Annotated in this window: 20 protein-coding genes and 2 tRNA genes; 8 read left to right on the top strand and 14 right to left on the bottom strand. The window is 76.9% G+C overall.

Annotated features, from left to right (window positions below; genetic code table 11):
- From FA014_RS05195 to FA014_RS05185, 4 genes are all read right to left on the bottom strand, one after another.
- A partial coding sequence (locus FA014_RS05195; protein ID WP_154728638.1) for a benzoate/H(+) symporter BenE family transporter occupies positions 1-1,001 on the bottom strand: 1,001 nt, incomplete at its 3' end.
- A 112-nt stretch (positions 1,002-1,113) separates the two neighbouring features.
- Complete coding sequence (locus FA014_RS05190; protein ID WP_154728637.1) at positions 1,114-2,148, bottom strand: LLM class F420-dependent oxidoreductase; 1,035 nt, start codon at positions 2,146-2,148, stop codon at positions 1,114-1,116.
- A 105-nt stretch (positions 2,149-2,253) separates the two neighbouring features.
- The gene (locus FA014_RS19875; protein WP_195969171.1) at positions 2,254-2,415 is read right to left on the bottom strand and encodes a hypothetical protein; all 162 of its coding nucleotides are present in this window, start codon (positions 2,413-2,415) and stop codon (positions 2,254-2,256) included.
- Complete coding sequence (locus FA014_RS05185) at positions 2,415-3,197, bottom strand: class E sortase (protein WP_154728636.1); 783 nt, start codon at positions 3,195-3,197, stop codon at positions 2,415-2,417. The genes FA014_RS19875 and FA014_RS05185 overlap by 1 nt, the downstream gene beginning before the upstream one ends.
- Before the next feature lie 232 nt (positions 3,198-3,429).
- Here FA014_RS05185 and FA014_RS05180 point away from each other — a divergent pair, with 232 nt between their 5' ends.
- Positions 3,430-3,876: a methylglyoxal synthase gene (locus tag FA014_RS05180; RefSeq protein ID WP_154728635.1), complete on the top strand. Its 447-nt coding sequence runs from the start codon at positions 3,430-3,432 to the stop codon at positions 3,874-3,876.
- A gap of 126 nt (positions 3,877-4,002) precedes the next feature.
- Here FA014_RS05180 and epsC read toward each other — a convergent pair whose 3' ends face one another.
- On the bottom strand, positions 4,003-4,716 hold the full coding sequence (epsC, locus tag FA014_RS05175; protein WP_154728634.1) for a serine O-acetyltransferase EpsC: 714 nt from the start codon (positions 4,714-4,716) through the stop codon (positions 4,003-4,005).
- A 5-nt stretch (positions 4,717-4,721) separates the two neighbouring features.
- Positions 4,722-5,657: a cysteine synthase A gene (cysK, locus tag FA014_RS05170; protein ID WP_154728633.1), complete on the bottom strand. Its 936-nt coding sequence runs from the start codon at positions 5,655-5,657 to the stop codon at positions 4,722-4,724.
- Between the two features lie 515 nt (positions 5,658-6,172).
- On the opposite strand from cysK, the gene FA014_RS05165 reads away from it, so the two are divergent.
- Together FA014_RS05165 and FA014_RS05160 are read left to right on the top strand one after the other, a co-directional pair.
- A complete protein-coding gene (locus tag FA014_RS05165; protein WP_154728632.1) occupies positions 6,173-7,138 on the top strand; it encodes an alpha/beta hydrolase in 966 nt (321 codons plus the stop codon).
- 82 nt (positions 7,139-7,220) lie between these two features.
- The gene (locus tag FA014_RS05160; protein WP_154728631.1) at positions 7,221-7,949 is read left to right on the top strand and encodes a tyrosine-protein phosphatase; all 729 of its coding nucleotides are present in this window, start codon (positions 7,221-7,223) and stop codon (positions 7,947-7,949) included.
- Between the two features lie 28 nt (positions 7,950-7,977).
- On the opposite strand, the gene FA014_RS05155 is transcribed toward FA014_RS05160, so the two are convergent.
- From FA014_RS05155 to FA014_RS05140, 4 genes are all read right to left on the bottom strand, one after another.
- On the bottom strand, positions 7,978-8,742 hold the full coding sequence (locus tag FA014_RS05155; RefSeq protein ID WP_419178368.1) for an SCO1664 family protein: 765 nt from the start codon (positions 8,740-8,742) through the stop codon (positions 7,978-7,980).
- Positions 8,743-8,813: 71 nt separating this feature from the next.
- A complete protein-coding gene (locus tag FA014_RS05150; RefSeq protein ID WP_154728629.1) occupies positions 8,814-9,212 on the bottom strand; it encodes a DUF7144 family membrane protein in 399 nt (132 codons plus the stop codon).
- Between the two features lie 121 nt (positions 9,213-9,333).
- On the bottom strand, positions 9,334-9,894 hold the full coding sequence (locus FA014_RS05145; RefSeq protein ID WP_154728628.1) for a DUF3090 domain-containing protein: 561 nt from the start codon (positions 9,892-9,894) through the stop codon (positions 9,334-9,336).
- Between the two features lie 9 nt (positions 9,895-9,903).
- Positions 9,904-10,623 carry an MSMEG_4193 family putative phosphomutase gene (locus FA014_RS05140; protein ID WP_154728627.1) on the bottom strand — a complete coding sequence of 240 codons (720 nt, stop codon included), beginning with the start codon at positions 10,621-10,623 and terminating at the stop codon, positions 9,904-9,906.
- Positions 10,624-10,707: 84 nt separating this feature from the next.
- Here FA014_RS05140 and FA014_RS05135 point away from each other — a divergent pair, with 84 nt between their 5' ends.
- Together FA014_RS05135 and FA014_RS05130 are read left to right on the top strand one after the other, a co-directional pair.
- Positions 10,708-11,940 carry an NAD(P)/FAD-dependent oxidoreductase gene (locus FA014_RS05135; protein WP_230322885.1) on the top strand — a complete coding sequence of 411 codons (1,233 nt, stop codon included), beginning with the start codon at positions 10,708-10,710 and terminating at the stop codon, positions 11,938-11,940.
- Positions 11,941-11,991: 51 nt separating this feature from the next.
- Positions 11,992-12,414, top strand: a complete 423-nt coding sequence (locus FA014_RS05130) for a hypothetical protein (protein ID WP_154728626.1) — start codon at positions 11,992-11,994, stop codon at positions 12,412-12,414.
- Here the strand turns inward: FA014_RS05130 and FA014_RS05125 are convergent.
- A tRNA-Gly gene (locus FA014_RS05125) sits at positions 12,403-12,476 on the bottom strand. The two genes, FA014_RS05130 and FA014_RS05125, sit on opposite strands and share 12 nt — an antisense overlap.
- Before the next feature lie 120 nt (positions 12,477-12,596).
- Between FA014_RS05125 and FA014_RS05120 the strand changes: the two genes are divergently transcribed.
- Positions 12,597-12,670, top strand: a tRNA-Pro gene (locus tag FA014_RS05120).
- A gap of 92 nt (positions 12,671-12,762) precedes the next feature.
- On the opposite strand, the gene FA014_RS05115 is transcribed toward FA014_RS05120, so the two are convergent.
- A complete protein-coding gene (locus tag FA014_RS05115) occupies positions 12,763-13,719 on the bottom strand; it encodes an NAD-dependent epimerase/dehydratase family protein (RefSeq protein WP_154728625.1) in 957 nt (318 codons plus the stop codon).
- A gap of 120 nt (positions 13,720-13,839) precedes the next feature.
- On the opposite strand from FA014_RS05115, the gene FA014_RS05110 reads away from it, so the two are divergent.
- A complete protein-coding gene (locus FA014_RS05110; RefSeq protein ID WP_154728624.1) occupies positions 13,840-14,595 on the top strand; it encodes a TetR/AcrR family transcriptional regulator in 756 nt (251 codons plus the stop codon).
- 71 nt (positions 14,596-14,666) lie between these two features.
- Here the strand turns inward: FA014_RS05110 and FA014_RS05105 are convergent, their stop codons facing one another.
- The gene (locus FA014_RS05105) at positions 14,667-15,569 is read right to left on the bottom strand and encodes a transketolase family protein (RefSeq protein ID WP_154728623.1); all 903 of its coding nucleotides are present in this window, start codon (positions 15,567-15,569) and stop codon (positions 14,667-14,669) included.
- A complete protein-coding gene (locus FA014_RS05100) occupies positions 15,569-16,255 on the bottom strand; it encodes a transketolase (RefSeq protein ID WP_154728622.1) in 687 nt (228 codons plus the stop codon). The genes FA014_RS05105 and FA014_RS05100 overlap by 1 nt, the downstream gene beginning before the upstream one ends.
- Positions 16,256-16,409: 154 nt before the next feature.
- On the opposite strand from FA014_RS05100, the gene FA014_RS05095 reads away from it, so the two are divergent.
- A complete protein-coding gene (locus FA014_RS05095; RefSeq protein WP_154728621.1) occupies positions 16,410-16,847 on the top strand; it encodes a DoxX family protein in 438 nt (145 codons plus the stop codon).
- Positions 16,848-16,886: the final 39 nt, after the last annotated feature.

Below are 16,886 nucleotides of genomic sequence, written 5' to 3'. Positions count from 1 at the left end.
GCCGACGCCACCGCCAGCACCACGTACCCGCAGCCCGCGACGACGGCCGCCCGCCAGCGCCGCCGCGGGTCCGGCCCGCCCTCGGGGCCGGCGGCGAGCGCCGCGCTGATCGCGGCGAGGTTGATCGCGTGGCCGCCCCACGGCGCCGCGAGCACGGTCCCGGCGCCGGTGACGAGCATGATCCGCCGCAGGGGAGCGGTGTAGCCGAACCCCGCGAGGACCGCGACGCCCGGGACGTTCTGCGAGGCCATCGTCACGACGAACAGCGGCACGGCCACCGACACGACCGCCGACCACGACGGCTCCGGTGTCGTCCAGGTCAGGGTGGGCAGCAGGTCGGCCGGGTCGAGGGCACGCACCCCCGACCCGACGGCGATCGCCACCGCGAGCCCGATCGCCGCCGGCGTCGCCCAGCGCGGGGCCAGCCGCAGCAGCACCAGCCAGAGCAGGACGACCGGCCCGACGAGCAGCGGCCGCTCGGCCACGGCGAGCACCGGCTGCAGGCACAGGTCGACCAGGACGCCGGCGAGCATCGCGTTCGCCAGCGCCACCGGGATCAGCCGCACCCAGCGCTCGAGCCGCCGCCACAGCCCGACCGCCGCCAGCAGCACCCCGCACAGCACGAACCCGGCCACCGCCTCGGGCCAGCCGCCCGCCGCCGCCCCGGTCGTGGCGAGCAGCGCGGCACCCGGCGTCGACCAGGCGACGGTGATCGGCAGCCGGGTGCGCCAGGCGAGCAGGATGGTCGCTGCGCCCATGGCGAGGGTGACCGCGAGCAGGCCGGAGGCGGCCTGGGCGGGGGTGGCGCCGACGGCCCGCAGCCCGCCGAGCACGACGGCGAACGCGCTGGTGAAGCCGACGAGCGCGGTGACCACCCCGGCGGCGAGGTGCGTCCCCCCGTCCCGGGGCGCGCGGTCGTGCGTCCCGCCGTCGTGCGGCGCGGCGGCCCGGGGCGTCGCGGTGGCGGGCTCGCGCGGGTGCGGGGTCTCGGGCCGGGTCACGCGCCGGACGCTAGCCGCGCCGTGTGTCCGTCGCGTTGCGCCGCCCCCGCCGGCAGCACCCCACCGCGCCCCGCGCACGCCCGTCGCCCCGCGCCCCCCTGGCCGGGGCGGCTCAGGCCAGCAGTGCCGCGATCTGCTCCAGCTGCTCCGGGGCCGCCTGCACGAGCAGCGTCGTCACCGCCGTGCCCCGCCACGCCGTGGCCTGCTCCCGGACGTCGTCGGGCGTGCCCACCAGCGCCACGTCCCGCACCAGCTCCGTCGGCACGGCCGCCGCCGCCCGCGCGCGGTCGCCCGCGAGGTAGTGCGCCTGGATCTCCGTGCACGCGTCCGCGTAGCCGAGCCGGGCCAGGGCGTTCGCGTGGAAGTTCGCGCCCTTCGCGCCCATGCCGCCGGCGTAGAGCGCGACGAACGGGCGGACCGCGTCGGCGGCGGTCTCGACGTCCGGGCCGAGCACGACGGGCACGGTCGCCGTGACCTCGAAGTCCTCGACGGGCCGGGTGCCGGCGAGCCGGCGGTCGAAGCCCTCGGCGAGCAGGCCGCGGAACTCGTCGTCGAGTCGCGGCGCGTAGAACAGCGGCAGCCAGCCGTCGCCGATCTCGGCGGCGAGCGCGATGTTCCGGGGTCCCTCCGCGGCGAGGTGGATCGGCAGGTCGGCGCGCAGCGGGTGCACCGTCGAGCGGAGCGCCTTGCCGAGCCCCGAGCCCTCCTCCTCGGGCAGCGGCAGCCGGTAGAACGGCCCGGACGCGCGGACCGGTCCCTCGCGGCGCAGCACGTCCCGGACGATCGCGACGAACTCCCGGGTCCGGGCCAGCGGCCGCGGGTACGGCTGCCCGTACCAGCCCTCGACGACCTGCGGCCCGGACACCCCGAGCCCGAGCGTGAACCGCCCGCCCGACAGGTGGTCGAGGGTGAGCGCGGCCATCGCCGTGGCGGTCGGGGTGCGGGCGGCGACCTGGGCCACCGCGGTGCCGAGCCGGACCCGCGAGGTCGAGGCTCCCCACCAGGCGAGCGGGGTGAACGCGTCCGAGCCGTACGCCTCCGCGGTCCACACCGAGTCCAGCCCGAGCCGGTCGGCCGCGAGCACCGCCTCGGCCGCCCCGGGCGGGGGACCCGCCGACCAGTAGCCGGTGTGGTAGCCGAGCCGCATGCCGCCTCCTCGTGGTCGCGCGCTCGCCGGTGAGCGCGGCCGCGGCCCATGCTGCCGTGCGACCGGGCGCGGCGCGAGGACACCGCGCCGCTGCGTCGCCGCCGGTCAGCCGAGCGCCGGGTCCCCGGTCAGCCAGGTCAGGTGCGGCGCCAGGGCGGGGAACCCCCAGCCGAACAGCGCGACGAGGACCGCGGCCAGCAGCGCGAGCGCGAGCAGCAGCCGCACCGGCAGCGGGCCCGGCAGGCGCCGGAACAGCCACGCGTACATCAGACGCCTCCCATCGCGAGGATCGCCTCGGGCGTGCCCTCGGCGCGGTCCAGCCAGCCGACGAAGGTCGCGTACGTGATCCACCGCTGGTCGTTGCCGTACTCGCCGAGGGTGCGCGAGTGGCAGGTGGTGAGCGTGAGCAGCCGCTCGGTCGGGGCGACCCCGGGCTGCCGCGGGACCGGCGCCAGCACGGACGACTCCGTCGGCTCGACGATCTCGTGGGACGTGACCTCGTAGACGTACCAGGTGCTGGCGGTCTCGATCACGACGGGGTCGCCGGGGACGAGCCTGTCGACGTGCCGGAACGAGTCGCCCCAGGTGCGCCGGTGCCCGGCGAGCGCGACGTTGCCCACCTCGCCGACCTGCTGCGTCTCGGTGTACCGGCCGGCCATGGCGCGGTCGAGCAGGTCCGGGGTGGTGCCCTCGACGACCGGCATGGCGTTGCGGGTCAGCCCCTCCCACCGGGGGACCGTGAGCACGCCGACGACCTCGCCGTGCCCGACCGGCTCGGGGACCGGTGGGTCGTCGGTGCGGAGCTCGGCGGTCGTGGCCGCGGCTGCCGGCAGGGCGGCGCGCACCTCGGCCAGCACGGCGTCGGCGTCCTGCCGGGCCGTGACCGTCGTCCACCACAGCTGCCAGACCAGGAACAGCGCCAGCAGCACGCCGAGGGTCAGCAGCAGCTCGCCGAGGACCCCGACGGCCGACACGGCGGGAGCCCGGCGGGCGCGGGCCCGGGAGGGCGCGGCGGCGTGCGCGGGCGCGGGGACGGGCGGCGGGGTCACGGCAGCGACGCTAGGCGCCACGCGCACCACTCAGGACGCGGCTGAGTGGCGCGGGGCGGGTGCCTGGGTGGGTGGCGGCCGGGTCCGGGTGGACAGGTCCGTGGCCCGTCCGGTCCGCGCACGGGGCGCACGCACCGGTCCGACATCCTCGGGCCCTAGGGTGTGGCCCCGGGCGCTCCGCCGTCGCCGCTGCCCGCCCACCGATGCACCGTTCCACGGAAGGACCCCGCCCATGCCCGGCGCCGCCCACCACATCGCCCTGGTCGCCCACGACAACAAGAAGGTCGAGCTGCTCCGCTGGGCGGAGTTCAACCGCGGCACCCTGTCCCGGCACCACCTGTACGCGACGGGCACGACGGGCACCATGCTGGAGTTCGAGCTCGGGCTGCCCGTGACGCGGCTGCTGTCCGGCCCGGTCGGCGGCGACCAGCAGATCGGCGCCAAGATCGCCGAGGGCACCATCGACATGCTGGTGTTCTTCTGGGACCCGCTGGAGCCGCAGCCGCACGACCCCGACGTCAAGGCGCTGCTGCGGATCGCCGCGGTGTGGAACGTCCCCATGGCGGCCAACGTCGCGACGGCGGACATGCTGATCTCCTCGCCGATGCTCGGCGAGGAGTGGACCAGCCGCCCCGAGATCACGCCCCGCGCCTGGGACGGCAGCTCCCCGACCGCCTGACCGCCCGCGCCGCCCGTCCGCCCGCGCCGCCCGTCCGCCCGCGCCGCCCTACGGTTCTGCGGCCCCGCACCCTGCGATCGCAGGTGGCGGGGCCGCAGACCGTGGGCGGCGCGGACGCCGTGCCGGTCAGATGTAGATCGCGGGGTCGTCGATCTCCGGCTCCGGGGGAGCGGAGCGCGGCTTCTGGCGGATGGTCGCCGGGACGCCGACCGCCACCGCGCCCGCGGGCACGTCCTTGAGGACCACCGCGTTCGCGCCGATCTGCGCGCCGTCGCCGATCCACACCGGCCCGAGCACCTTGGCGCCCGCGCCGACCACGACGTCGTTGCCGACCGTCGGGTGCCGCTTGCCGCGCCGCATCGTCTTGCCGCCGAGCGTGGCTCCGTGGAACAGCACGACGTCGTCGCCGACCACGGCCGTCTCCCCGACGACGACGCCCATGCCGTGGTCGATGAACAGCCGGCGCCCGATGGTCGCCCCCGGGTGGATCTCCACCCCGGTGACGGCCCGGGACGCCTGGGACAGCAGCCGGGCCGGCAGCCGCAGCGCCGGCTCCCGCCACATCCGGTGCGCCACCCGGTGCACCCACACCGCGTGCAGGCCGGGGTACGCCAGGGCGACCTCGACCCGCGACCGCGCGGCCGGGTCCCGGCGCTGCGCCGCCTCCAGGTCCTCGCGCAGCGTGCGGGCGAACCGGCGCAGGCTGCGCCAGTGCTCGCCGGCGCCGGTGGCCCCGGTCGCCGTGCGCTCGGCGGAGGACGCGCGCGCCGGGGTCGGCACCCCGCGGCCACCGGGCCGGGAGGTGCCGCCCGTGAGCGGCGGTCGCGTGGTCGAGGTCATGGCGATCAGTCCAGGAGGTCGGCGTACAGGATGGACGAGAGGTACCGCTCGCCGAACGACGGGATGATCACGACGATCAGCTTCCCGGCGTTCTCGGGCCGCTTGCCGAGCTCGATCGCGGCGTGCAGCGCGGCGCCGGAGGAGATGCCGACGAGCAGGCCCTCCTCCTTCGCGGCCCGGCGCGCGACGGTGACGGCGGTGTCCGCGTCCACGTCGATGATCTCGTCGTAGACGGTGGTGTCGAGGATCTCCGGGACGAAGTTCGCCCCGATGCCCTGGATCTTGTGCGGGCCGGGCGCCCCGCCGTTGAGGATCGGCGACTCGGCCGGCTCGACGCCGACGACCTGCACGCCCGGCTTGCGCTCCTTGAGCACCTGGCCGACACCGGTGATGGTGCCGCCGGTGCCGATGCCGGCGACCAGGATGTCGACCTCGCCGTCGGTGTCGGCCCAGATCTCCTCGGCGGTGGTGCGGCGGTGGATCTCCGGGTTGGCCTCGTTCGCGAACTGGCGGGCCAGGACGGCGCCCGGGCGCTCCGCGACGATCTCGTTCGCGCGGTTGACGGCGCCCTTCATGCCCTCGGAGGCGGGGGTGAGGATGAGCTCGGCGCCGTAGGCGCGCAGCAGCGCGCGGCGCTCCTTCGACATGGACTCGGGCATGGTCAGCACGACGTCGTAGCCGCGGGCCGCGCCGACGAACGCGAGCGCGATGCCGGTGTTGCCGGAGGTGGCCTCGACGATGGTGCCGCCCGGCTGCAGCTCCCCGGAGCGCTCCGCGGCGTCGACGATCGCGACGCCGATCCGGTCCTTCACGGAGCTGGCGGGGTTGTAGAACTCGAGCTTGCCGACGATCGTCGCGCCGACGCCCTCCGTCAGCTTGTTGATCCGCACCAGCGGGGTGTTGCCGATGAGCTGCGTCGCGTCGTCGTAGATGCGTGCCATGTCAGTCCGTCCTGGGGTCGAGGTGTCGGGGGGTGCGACGGTCGCGGCGCCGGCGCGCGCGGCCGTGGGTCGAGGGCGAGCGCTGGCCCGGGCCGGGCCCGGGTCGGGCTGCCGCCGGCGTGCGGCGGTGCGGCCAGCGCTCTACAGACAGCGACAGCGGGGCGCGGCGGACGCGGTGCGCGTGCGCGCGGGGGCGGGGCGCGGCGAGGTGGACGCGGTGCTCGGCGCGAGGCGCATGCCCGGTCCCCTCTCCCTGGTGGTCGGCACCCGACAGCGCCGACAGTAGCGCCAACGCACGCGGCCCCACAAAGATGCCCGGGCGCCCCGATCGGGTGGTCCCCGGGCCCCGGCGCGGGCCCGGTCGACGGCCGGCTTCCACGCCTCCACCGTGCGGCACGGCCCCGGTCGCCGCCACCCGGAGCAGCGGCGACGCTCCGGGCGGCCGGTGCGGGTCCCGGCGCCGGGGCCGCGCGGGGACCTCCCCGGGGGCGGGCGCGGGTGGCAGGATCGCCGCCATGCGGGTGGACGACGCGGTTCAGGACGTGCTCGGCGGCGACTGGGTGCAGCGCACGCTGCACCTGCGCCCGGACGCCCAGGGGGACGCGGTCGCGACCCTGGTGCACCGGGGCGACGCGGGGGCCGACAGGGCCCGGCCCGCCGTGCTGTACGTGCACGGGTTCGTCGACTACTTCTTCCAGACGCACGTCGCCGACGCGCTCGCGGACCGCGGCTACGACCTGTACGCCCTGGACCTGCGGGACTACGGCCGGTCGATCCGCCCCGGCCGGGAGCCGAACGACACCCGGTCGCTGGCGGTCTACGCCGAGGAGATCGACGCCGCGGTCCGCCTGGTCCGGGACCGGCACGACCGGGTGGTCCTGCTCGGGCACTCGACCGGCGGGCTGATCGCGGCGCTGTGGGCGCAGCACCGGCGGGGCCGGGGGCTGGTCGACGCGGTGGTGCTCAACTCGCCGTGGTTGGACGTCCGCGGCTCGTTCGTCGAGCGGACGGTTCTCGCGTGGGCCGTCGAGCACGTCGTCGGCCGGGTCGCCCCGCGCCTGGTGGTGTCGCACGTCGGTGAGCACTACGGCCGCGCGCTGCACGCGGACGGCGGCGGCGAGTGGTCCTACGACCTGGCCTGGAAGCCCTACGCGGGGTTCCCGGCGCGGGCGGGGTTCGTCCGCGCGATCAAGCGCGGGCAGGCCGAGGTCGCCCGCGGCCTGGACATCGACGTGCCGGTGCTGGTGCTCGCCTCGGACGCGGCGGGCCCGGACGACCGCTGGCACGACGGGCTGCTCACCACCGACTCGGTGCTCGACCCGGCGGACATGCGCCGGCTCGCGCCGCGGCTGGGCCGGGACGTCACGTTCGAGGAGGTGCCGGGCGGGGCGCACGACCTCGCGCTGTCCCCGCTGCCCGCCCGCACCCGGTACCTGGACCGGGTCGTGGGCTGGCTGGACGTGACGCTCGCCCGCGGCTGAGCGACGCCCGGCGCGGGCCGGTACCCACGCAGGCGCGGCGGGCGCACCACCCAGCGCCCCACGGCCCGTGTACTGGTCGACCATGAGCGAGATCGGCGTCCGGGTCCCGGGGACCGCGAACTTCCGCGAGGTCGGCGCGGCCGTGGTTGGGGGGTACCGGCTCCGCCCGGGGTACCTGTTCCGCTCCGACGCGCTGTCCCGGCTCGGCCGCGAGGGGCGCGCCGCGCTGACGGGGCTCGGGGTCCGGCGGGTCGTGGACCTGCGCTCGGACCGCGACCGCCGGCTCGGTGGCCGGGACCGGCCGGGTGCGGACGTCGAGGTGGTGCGCGTCCCGATGCTCGGCGGGTCCGCGGCGAGCTTCCTGGGCGGCTGGGAGCTGCGGGACGTCTACCGGGAGATCCTGGTCGGGCACGGGCCGGAGATCCGGGCCGCGGTGCGCGCCGTCGCGGGGTCGCCCGGGCCGGTGGTCGTGCACTGCACCGCCGGCAAGGACCGCACGGGGATCGTGATCGCCCTCGTGCTCCTCGTCCTCGGCGCCGACCGGGACGAGGTGGTCGCGGACTACGCCGCGAGCGAGGGGCACCTCGCGGGGGAGTGGACCGACCGCATGGTCCGGCGGCTGCGCCTGATGGGCGTGCGGCCCGACGCGCGGTTGCGGGCGATGATCGGCAGCAGCCCGGCCGCCGTGCTCCGGGACGAGCTGCAGTGGCTCGACCGCGAGCGGGGCGGGGTCGCGGGCTACCTCGCGTCGGTGGGGGTCGGCGCGGACGACCTGGACCGGCTGCGCGCCACGCTGCTCGTGCCGGCCTGACAGGCGGCGCGGGACGGCCGCGCGGGCGTCAGAACAGCGGCCAGGGCACCGCGGGCATCTCGCCCTCCGGCCCGGGGAACCGGGGCGCTGCCAGCAGGCGCTCGCACCGCGCCGCGAGCGCCGCCACCTCGGTGGGGTCGAGCAGCGCCCCGAGCAGCCGCCCGAGGTCGGCGCCGAGCGACGCGCGCACCCGCTCGACCCCCGCGACCTCGTCCGGTGACAGGTCGTCGCCCAGCCAGCCCCACAGCACCGTGCGCAGCCGGGGCTCGACGTGGAACGTCACCCCGTGGTCGACGCCGAGCCGCCGGCCGTCGGGCAGCGGCAGCACGTGCCCGCCCTTGCGGTCGGCGTTGTTCAGCAGCACGTCGAGCACCGCCATCCGGCGCAGCGCGGGGGTGTCCTCGTGGACGAGCGTGACGGGCCGGCCCTCGCCGTCCCCGCCCTCCAGCACGGTGCGCACCCCGTCGGGCACCGCGTCCGAGGGCACCACGTCGACGGGGTCCTGGGCGGCGTCGGGCTCCTGCCAGAGCTGCACCATCCCGGGGCCCAGCGGGCCGTCGCGGAGCCAGGTGCGCGGGACCACGCCCCAGCCCGTCGTCTCCGACACCAGGTACGCCGCCACCTCGCGGTTCGCGAGCGTGCCGTCGGGGAAGTCCCACAGCGGCTTCTCGCCCGCGACCGGCTTGTAGACGACCCGCGCGCCCCCGACCTCCGCGAGGAAGGTCGCGTTGGACGCCACCGTGATCCGGCCGAGGACCTCGAGCGGGCCGGACTCGAGGTCGGGCGGCGTCACGGGCATGCGCCCATGCTAGGAGCGGGCGCCGGCCCGGGCCCGCGCGCCGGACCCGAGGCCGCCCGCGCCCGTCACACCGGCTCGGCGATCTCGCGCCCGTGCACGGTCAGGGACCAGATCACGAACACGTCCAGCGCGATCACGACCAGCGCCCACACCGGGTAGTACGGCAACCAGGCGAAGGACGCGAGGCCGCTCAGGACGGCCATGATCACGCCGACCGTCCGGGCCCAGACCGCGCCGCGGAACACGAAGAACCCGGCGAGTACGACCACCGCCCCGAGGATCAGGTGCACCCAGCCCCACGAGGTGACGTCGAGCTGGAGGACCCACTCCTCGCCGGCGACGTAGAAGGTGTCGTTGACCAGGGCGACGATGCCCTGGAAGACGTGCATGACGCCGATCATGATCATGATGGTGCCGGCGAAGACGGTCATGCCGACCGCCAGGCCGCTGCGACGCTCGCTCATCGCGGTTCCCTCCCGCTCCGGGCCGATCGGGCCCGGTGGGCCCGCTGCCGGGACCGACGCTAGGGAGGGGCGGGGAGCGGCGGCATCACCCGCGCCGAGTGGCTGCGCCGGTCCGGGCCGGTCAGCGCGGGCCGGCCGCGCCGCAGACGTGGCCGTCGGGATCCATGGGCTCGCCGCACCGCGGGCAGGTGGGGCGCCCCTGCGCGACGACCCGGCGCGCCCGCTCGGCGAACGCCCGGGCCGAGCCGACGGGCATCCGCAGGACCATCGCCTCCTCGGGCTCCGGGTCCTCCGCGGCGAGCCGTTCGGCCTCCTCCTCGGAGTCGACGAGCACGAGCGGGAACGCCTCGACGACGATCTGCCCGGTCGCCTTGTCGAAGTGCAGGCGCATCTGGCCGAGGCGGAAGTCCTCCTCGACGGGCTGCTCGACCGGGTCGGCGTCGACGAGCTCCGGGAACGCCGCGGCGGGCACGCTGTACGGGTTGCCGTCGGTGGTCATGAGCTGGTCGAGGAGCTCGTCGATCTTCTCGGCGAGGGTCGACGCCCACTCCTTCTCCATGGCGACCGAGGTCAGCCGGCGCCCGGTGCGCGCCTGGAGGTAGAAGGTGCGGGCCCCGGGCCGGCCGACGGTGCCGATGACCGCGCGGTCGGGCCAGTCGTGCAGGTGGAGGAGGGTGGCCATGACCCCATGCTAGGAGCGCGGACCGACACCGTCGCGTGCGGCCTCGGCCGCGCCCGCGCCGCCGCCGACCGCCGCGTCGCCCGCGGGCGCCGCGGCGCGCAGCCAGGACAGGTCGCCCGCCTCGGTGTTGGTGGCGACGACCTCGGGGCGCGCCGGCCCGTACCGCACGACCGACACCGAGGCCGGGCCGGCGTGCAGCCGCTGGAACAGGTCCAGGTGCATCCCCAGCGCGTCGGCGAGCACCGCCTTCACCAGGTCGCCGTGCGTGACCGCCGCCCACACCGCGCCCGGACCGTGCTCGGCCTCGACCGCCGCGTCCTGCTCCCGCACGGCGGCCACCGCGCGGGCCTGCATCGCCGCGAGCGACTCCCCGCCGGGGAACACCGCCGCGGACGGCTGGCCCTGCACCGTGCGCCACAGGGCCTCGCCGGCGAGCTCCCGCAGCGGGCGCCCCTGCCACGCGCCGTAGTCGCACTCGGTCAGCCGGTCCTCGACCCGGACGGCCGGGGCGTGCGCCTGCCGGGCCAGGAGGGCGTCGGTCGTCTCGCGGCACCGCTCGAGCGGGCTGGTGACGACGGCGACCAGCGGCACGACGGCGAGGCGCTCGGCGGTGCGGGTGGCCTGCTCGTGCCCGACGGCGTCCAGCAGGACGCCGGGGGTGCGGCCGGCCAGCACGCCGTCGGCGTTCGCGGTGGTGCGGCCGTGGCGGACGAGCAGGACGGTGGCCATGCGGTGCAGCGTAGGCGGGTGCGGGGACACGGCGCCGGGTCGGCGGGGCCCGGGCGCGGCGGCCGGGTGGGCTACGGTCGGCCGGTGCGAACGGCGGGAGTGGTCGGCGGCGGCCCGGCGGGGCTGATCGCCGCGGAGGTGCTGGCCCGGGCCGGCGTGGCGGTCACGGTCTACGACCGGATGCCGTCCCCGACGCGCAAGTTCCTGCTGGCCGGCCACGGGGGGCTCAACATCACGCACTCCGAGGGCCGCGACCGCCTGCTGACCCGGTACGGCGACGCCGCCGACCGCCTCGCGCCGATGATCGACGCCTTCACCCCGGACGACCTGCGCGCCTGGTGCGCCGAGCTCGGCGAGGAGACCTTCGTCGGGACGAGCGGGCGGGTGTTCCCCCGGTCGTTCCGGGCGACGCCGCTGGTGCGGGCGTGGCTCGCGCGCCTCGACGACCTCGGCGTGCGCGTCGAGCGGCGGCAGCGGTGGGACGGCTGGGCCGAGGACGGCACCGGGCTCCGGCTGGTGGGCGTCGGCGGGGGCGTGGACGGCGAGCGCCGGGAGGTCGCCCACGACGCCGTGCTGTTCGCGCTCGGCGGCGGGTCCTGGCCGCGGCTCGGCTCGGACGGGTCGTGGGTGCCCGCGTTCGCGGCGCGCGGCGTGGCGACGGCGCCGCTGCGCGCGGCCAACGTCGGCGTGCGGGTCGGCTGGACGCCGGGCTTCGCCGAGCGCTTCCAGGGCGTCCCGCTCAAGCACGTCGCCCTCACGGTCCACGGGCAGGACCGGCCCGCCGTGCGCGGCGACGCGATGGTGACGCGCACCGGGCTCGAGGGCGGGCCGCTGTACGCGGTCGGCGCGGCGGTGCGCGCGGCGCTGGACGCCGGCGCCTGCGTGCTGGAGCTCGACCTGCGACCGGACACGCCCGTGGAGCGGCTGGCCGAGCGCCTCGCGCGGCGTCGGCCGAAGGACTCCCGGTCCACGTGGCTGCAGCGGTCCGTCGGACTCGACCCGGTCGCCGTCGGGCTGCTCCGCGAGGCGACCGGCAACGCCGTGCCGGACGACCCCGCCACGGTGGCGGCGCTGCTCAAGGCGGTCCCGGTCCCCGTGCCCGCGACGATGCCGATCGACCGCGCCATCTCCAGCGCCGGCGGCATCCGCTGGTCCGAGGTGGACGAGCACCTGATGCTGCGGGCGCTGCCGGGGACGTTCGTGGCGGGCGAGATGCTCGACTGGGAGGCGCCGACCGGCGGGTACCTGCTGCAGGCGTCGTTCAGCACCGGGGTGGCGGCGGCGCACGGGATGCTGGGGTGGCTCGCGGGGCGGTGAGGCCGACGGCGAACTGCCCCCGGGCGGGGCGCCGGATGAGATGCTCACCTGGTGCCTCACGTGCTCTCGCTGCTCGCGCAGGACGTCGACGGCGAGCGGGTGCTCCTGCCGGTCGTCGACGGCCGATCGCTGGTCGACCTCGTCGCCGAGTACGAGGCGGCGCGCGGGTACGAGCCCGCCGGGGCGTACGGAGGGCTGCACCTCGAGCGCTTCCGGTTTGGTGACCTGGCGGACTACTTCTTGTCCACCGGCCGGGGCGGGTGGCCACGGGGCGAACCCCTGTGGCTGCTGGGGTGCGACTGCGGCGAGGTCGGCTGCTGGCCGCTGGAAGCCCGCGCGACGGTCGCCGAGGACAGGGTGACCTGGTCCCACTTCGCCCAGCCGCACCGCCGCGGCTGGTCGTACGCCGGCTTCGGGCCGTTCGTCTTCGACGAGGTCCCGTACCGGGCCGCGGTCGCACGATGGAGCGGATGACGGGAATCGAACCCGCGTAGCCAGTTTGGAAGACTGGGGCTCTACCATTGAGCTACATCCGCGCAGGCCCGCCGGGACGGGCCGCCGGACCAGGGTACCGGCTCGCAGCACCACCGCCCGCACCGGGGCCGGCGCCGCTGCGCGCCCGTGGGTGCGCGTCCCGCCACTAGACTCCGGCCCGACGGGATGTGGCGCAGGTTGGTAGCGCGTCCGCTTTGGGAGCGGAAGGTCGTGGGTTCGAATCCCGCCATCCCGACTCGACTCGGCTCGGCGACGACGGCTCGGCGGCTCGTGCGGGACACACCACCTCGACGCCCGGTCGAGGTCCTGCACGTCGTCGGATCCCGCCTACGCCGTCCGCCCGCCCCGTGCGGGCGCCCACCCCCGCGCCGTCGCCCGCACGACCTGCTCCCAGGGCGTCGGGTGCAGGTCGAACGCCGCCTCGGTGGCGCGGGCGTCCAGCACGAACGGCCGCTCCCACTGCCACAGCACCTCGGTCAGCTCGCGCAGCACCGGCACCACCGGGGCGAGGGCCCGGACCGCGGCGCGCGGGAACCGGCGCAGCCGCGGCTCGGGGGCTCCCTGCGGGACGGCCGCCGCGAGGTCGGTGAGCGCGCGCCGCACGGTGACGGGCTCCGGGCTGGGCACGTGCCAGGCCCGGCCCCAGGCGCGCTCCTCGGCGCCGACGGTGCGCAGCAGCCGCGCGACGTCCTCGACGGCGGTGAAGCTGTGCGGCTGGTCGGGGTCGCCGAACACCCGGGCGGGCCGGCCGCGCAGCGTCGCGTCGGCGTACCGGCGCAGGACCCCGCCGGCGGCGACCACGTCGGGCCCGAGGTAGTCGGCGGCCCGCACCTCGGTGGCGCGGACGCGGCCGGCGGTGTGCGCCGCCAGGGCGTCCCGCCACATCGCGGCGCGCAGCCGGCCCTTGTGCCCGGTGGCGGCCAGCGGCAGGTCCGTGGTCAGCGGCACGTCCACGGGCCCGTACCCGTAGAGGTTGCTCGTCGTGACCAGCACGGCACCCGACCGCTCGGCGGCGCCCAGGGCGGACGCGGCGAGCGGGGGCCAGAGCGCGGCCCACTGCTGGTAGGAGCCCGGGTTCGCGCAGTTGTAGAGGGCGGTCGCGCCGCGGGCGGCGGCGGTCAGGGCGTCGACGTCGCTCGCGTCGGCGGCGAGGCGGGTCACCGCCGGGTGGTCGACGCCGGTACCCGACCGGGTCACGACGACGACCCGCTCGCCGTCCTGGGCGAGCAAGCCGGTCAGCGCGGTGCCGACCGGGCCGGAACCGACGACCACGTGGACGCCCATGGGTGCTCCTCTGCTGCGGGATGCGGATCAGTGATCGCAAGTGTGAACACTGTTCGCGAATCTGGCAAGACCCGGCGCTGCTGCACGCGTGCGCGGTGCCGCACGTGCCACCCTGGGCCCATGCCGCCCGTCCCGCCGACCGCCGAGGGCGCCCGCGCCCGCGCCCGGCGCGAGCTGCTCCGGGAGATCACCGACGCGGCCCGTGCCCAGCTGGCCGAGGTGGGTGCGGCGGCGCTGTCCGTCCGGGCGGTGACCCGCGAGCTCGGCATGGCCCCGTCGGCTGTCTACCGGTACTTCCCGAACCGGGACGCGCTGCTCACGGCGCTGATCACCGAGGCGTACACCGGTCTCGCGGACGCCGCCGAGGACGCCGAGCGGGGCGCCGACCGCGCCGACCTGCTCGGGCGGTGGCTGGCCGTGCACCGGGGCGTGCGAGGGTGGGCGCTGGAGCACCCGCACGAGTACGGGCTGATCTACGGCTCGCCGGTCCCGGGCTACGCCGCCCCGCAGGACACCACCGCCCCCGCGTCCCGGGTGCCGCTGCTGCTCGCCGCCGTCGCGGTGGACGCCTGGGCCGCAGGCCATCGCGCGGTGGGGGTCGACCGGGTGCCCGAGGCGCTCCTGGCGGACGCCGACGCCCTGCTCGCCCTCGCCCTCGCGGGCCGCCCGTCGGGGCAGGCACCCGTCGCCGGCCCGGTGGACCCGGCGCTCCCGCTGGCCGTCGTGGACGCCTGGACGGAGCTGTACGGCTGCGTGAGCTTCGAGCTGTTCGGCCACTACCGCGGTGTGCTGCGCGACCCGGGCGCGCACCTCGAGGCGGTCGCCCGGCGCACCGCGGCCGCCGCCGGGCTGCCCGCGGAGCACCCGAGTCGCTGACCCGGCTCGCGGAGCTCGCGGGCGACGTGTCGGCGGACCCGGGGCGGGCCCGCTCGGGGCCCGCCCGCGCGTCACGCCCCCGGGCCGCCGGGGCGAGGTGGGCGGCTGCGCGCGAGCAGCCGCGCCCTGACTCCCGCGACGTCCAGCCCGTGCAGCCGGGCGTGGTCGGCCGGGGTCCCGTAGACGCGCTGCTCGGTCCGGCCGACGCCCACGTACTCGACGTCGACGGCCCGGCCGCGGAGCGCGGCCGCGACCTCGTGGGCCGTCGTGCCCTCGAGGTACGGCTCGACCACCACGACCCGCTCGTGCTGCCCGGCGAGCTCGCGCAGGCCCGCGCGATCGAGGGGGACCGGGGTCGCGGTGTAGGCGAGCGTCGCGTCGTGCCCCTCGACCGCCCCCAGGGCCGAGGCCAGCGCGGGTCCGATCGCGAGGACGAGCGTCCCGGTCCCGGGGCGGACCACGTGGATCGCGCCGTCGGCCGGCCAGGGCTCGGGGTTGGTCTGCGTCGAGAGCCGGATGTACTGCCGGTCGTCGGTCCGGGCCGCGGCGCGGGTGAGCGCCTCCACCTCGTCCGGGTGGCCGGGGGTGTGTAGCCGCCATCCGGGCAGCGCGCTCAGGAGGGCGACGTCGGCGGGCGCCTGGTGGGTGCGGCCCTCGCTCGCCGCGTCGAAGCTGGCTCCGACGGAGACCAGGACGGCACCCCGTTCCTGGTGGGAGAGGTCGAGCTTGATCTGCTCGTAGGGTCGCTCGACCAGGAAGGGTGCGTAGGTGTGCACGAACGGTCGCAGCCCGGCCATGGCGAGGCCGGAGGCGACGCCGATCATCGTCTGCTCGCGGATGCCGACGTTCACCACCCGCTCCTCGGCGGGCTCGCCGGCGACGAGGTCGAGCGGCCCGATGTCGGCGAGGACGAGGGCGGTGCGCTCGTCCGTCCGCAGCAGGTCGGCCATCGTGGTGGAGAACCGGGCGCGCATCAGGACCCCTTCCGCTCGGTGCGGACGACCGTCACGTGGGGCCGGTCGCCCGCGGCGGACAGCGACCGGCGGATCGCGTCGTGGTCGCTGCCCGCGACGTCGGTGCTGGTCCACCCCTCCCCGGTGAACCGCGCGCCGATCCCCCCGGGCCACCCCAGCGAGGCGGAGTCGTTGTCGACCACGATGGCGTGGAGGTTCCCGAGGGACCACCGGCCCGCGACGGCGATCGCCTCGTGGTTGCTGCCCTCGTCCAGCTCGGCGTCGCCGAGCAGCACGAAGACCCGGCCCGTCGCCCGGGCGACCTCGAGGCCACGGGCCAGGCCGACCGCGATCGGCAGCCCGTGCCCCAGCGAGCCGGACGAGATCTCGACCGGGGGGATCAGCAGGCGGTCGGGGTGGTGGCCGAGCGGCGAGCCGAAGCCCGCGAGGTCGTCGAGCCACGACTCCGGGATGAGGCCCTGGGTCGCCAGCACGGCGTAGTAGGAGGCCGGCCCGTGGCCCTTCGAGAGCAGGAAGCGGTCGCGCGACTCCCACGGCGCGAGCTGCAGGACGTGCTCGTGGAGCACCCACAGGACGTCGAGCGTGGAACGGGCGGCCGGGTCGTGCTTGTCGTCCCCGGTGACCCGGGCGAGGTGGCGCAGGAGCGTGTCGGGCAGGCGGCTGGTCAGCGGTGGTGACGTGGTCATGGGCTCCACGCTGGGTCCTGAACCGCTGTTGAGGTCAACACCCCGCCGGGGGCCGCGTCACGCCGCGCCCCGCCACGCCGGACCCCGCCCGCGTGGTCAGCGCCCGGCACCTGTGCTTCCCTGGGTAGACGAACTCGTCTACCCAGGAGCGGACATGGCGGAGCAGCAGGCGCGGCGGGGCGGCGACGTCGCGCGGACGGTGGGCCGGGTCGGGCTCGGGGCGGTGCTCGCGTTCGCCGGCACCAGCCACCTGACGTTCGCGCGCGAGGAGTTCCGGGCGCAGGTGCCGCCGTGGGTGCCGCTGGACGAGGACCTGGTCGTCCTCGGCTCGGGGGTCGTGGAGATCGCGCTCGGCACGGCGCTCGCGGTGGCGCCGGCGCGGCACCGCGCGGCGGTCGGGTGGGTCGCGGCCGCGTTCTTCGTGGCGGTCTTCCCGGGCAACGTGTCGCAGTACCTCACGCACACCGACGCCTTCGGGCTGGACACCGACGCCAAGCGGCTCGCCCGGCTGCCGTTCCAGGGCGGGCTGGTCGCGTGGTCCCTGTGGTCGACGGGCGCGTGGCGGGCGTGGCGGGGCCGCCGCCGGCGCTGAGGGCGCTTTGGCGGGGGTACGGCGCGGTGGCGTAGGCTT

This window comes from Cellulomonas hominis (assembly GCF_005239125.1).
In the GTDB taxonomy this organism is placed as follows: domain Bacteria; phylum Actinomycetota; class Actinomycetes; order Actinomycetales; family Cellulomonadaceae; genus Cellulomonas; species Cellulomonas hominis_A.
Note: the sequence above shows the minus strand (reverse complement) of the source record. Positions and strands in the feature narration are given on the sequence as shown.

Excerpts from the sequence above, each read along its gene's own strand:
- FA014_RS05105 (WP_154728623.1), bottom strand. The coding sequence starts at position 15,569 with ATGCGCGCCCGGTTCTCCACCACGATGGCCGACCTGCTGCGGACGGAC.
- FA014_RS05160 (WP_154728631.1), top strand. The coding sequence starts at position 7,221 with ATGAGCGAGATCGGCGTCCGGGTCCCGGGGACCGCGAACTTCCGCGAG.
- FA014_RS05100 (WP_154728622.1), bottom strand. The coding sequence starts at position 16,255 with ATGACCACGTCACCACCGCTGACCAGCCGCCTGCCCGACACGCTCCTG.
- FA014_RS05110 (WP_154728624.1), top strand. The coding sequence starts at position 13,840 with ATGCCGCCCGTCCCGCCGACCGCCGAGGGCGCCCGCGCCCGCGCCCGG.
- FA014_RS05095 (WP_154728621.1), top strand. The coding sequence starts at position 16,410 with ATGGCGGAGCAGCAGGCGCGGCGGGGCGGCGACGTCGCGCGGACGGTG.
- FA014_RS05180 (WP_154728635.1), top strand. The coding sequence starts at position 3,430 with ATGCCCGGCGCCGCCCACCACATCGCCCTGGTCGCCCACGACAACAAG.
- FA014_RS05145 (WP_154728628.1), bottom strand. The coding sequence starts at position 9,894 with ATGGCCACCCTCCTCCACCTGCACGACTGGCCCGACCGCGCGGTCATC.
- FA014_RS05190 (WP_154728637.1), bottom strand. The coding sequence starts at position 2,148 with ATGCGGCTCGGCTACCACACCGGCTACTGGTCGGCGGGTCCCCCGCCC.
- FA014_RS05140 (WP_154728627.1), bottom strand. The coding sequence starts at position 10,623 with ATGGCCACCGTCCTGCTCGTCCGCCACGGCCGCACCACCGCGAACGCC.
- epsC (WP_154728634.1), bottom strand. The coding sequence starts at position 4,716 with ATGACCTCGACCACGCGACCGCCGCTCACGGGCGGCACCTCCCGGCCC.
- FA014_RS05165 (WP_154728632.1), top strand. The coding sequence starts at position 6,173 with ATGCGGGTGGACGACGCGGTTCAGGACGTGCTCGGCGGCGACTGGGTG.
- FA014_RS19875 (WP_195969171.1), bottom strand. The coding sequence starts at position 2,415 with ATGTACGCGTGGCTGTTCCGGCGCCTGCCGGGCCCGCTGCCGGTGCGG.
- cysK (WP_154728633.1), bottom strand. The coding sequence starts at position 5,657 with ATGGCACGCATCTACGACGACGCGACGCAGCTCATCGGCAACACCCCG.
- FA014_RS05115 (WP_154728625.1), bottom strand. The coding sequence starts at position 13,719 with ATGGGCGTCCACGTGGTCGTCGGTTCCGGCCCGGTCGGCACCGCGCTG.
- FA014_RS05150 (WP_154728629.1), bottom strand. The coding sequence starts at position 9,212 with ATGAGCGAGCGTCGCAGCGGCCTGGCGGTCGGCATGACCGTCTTCGCC.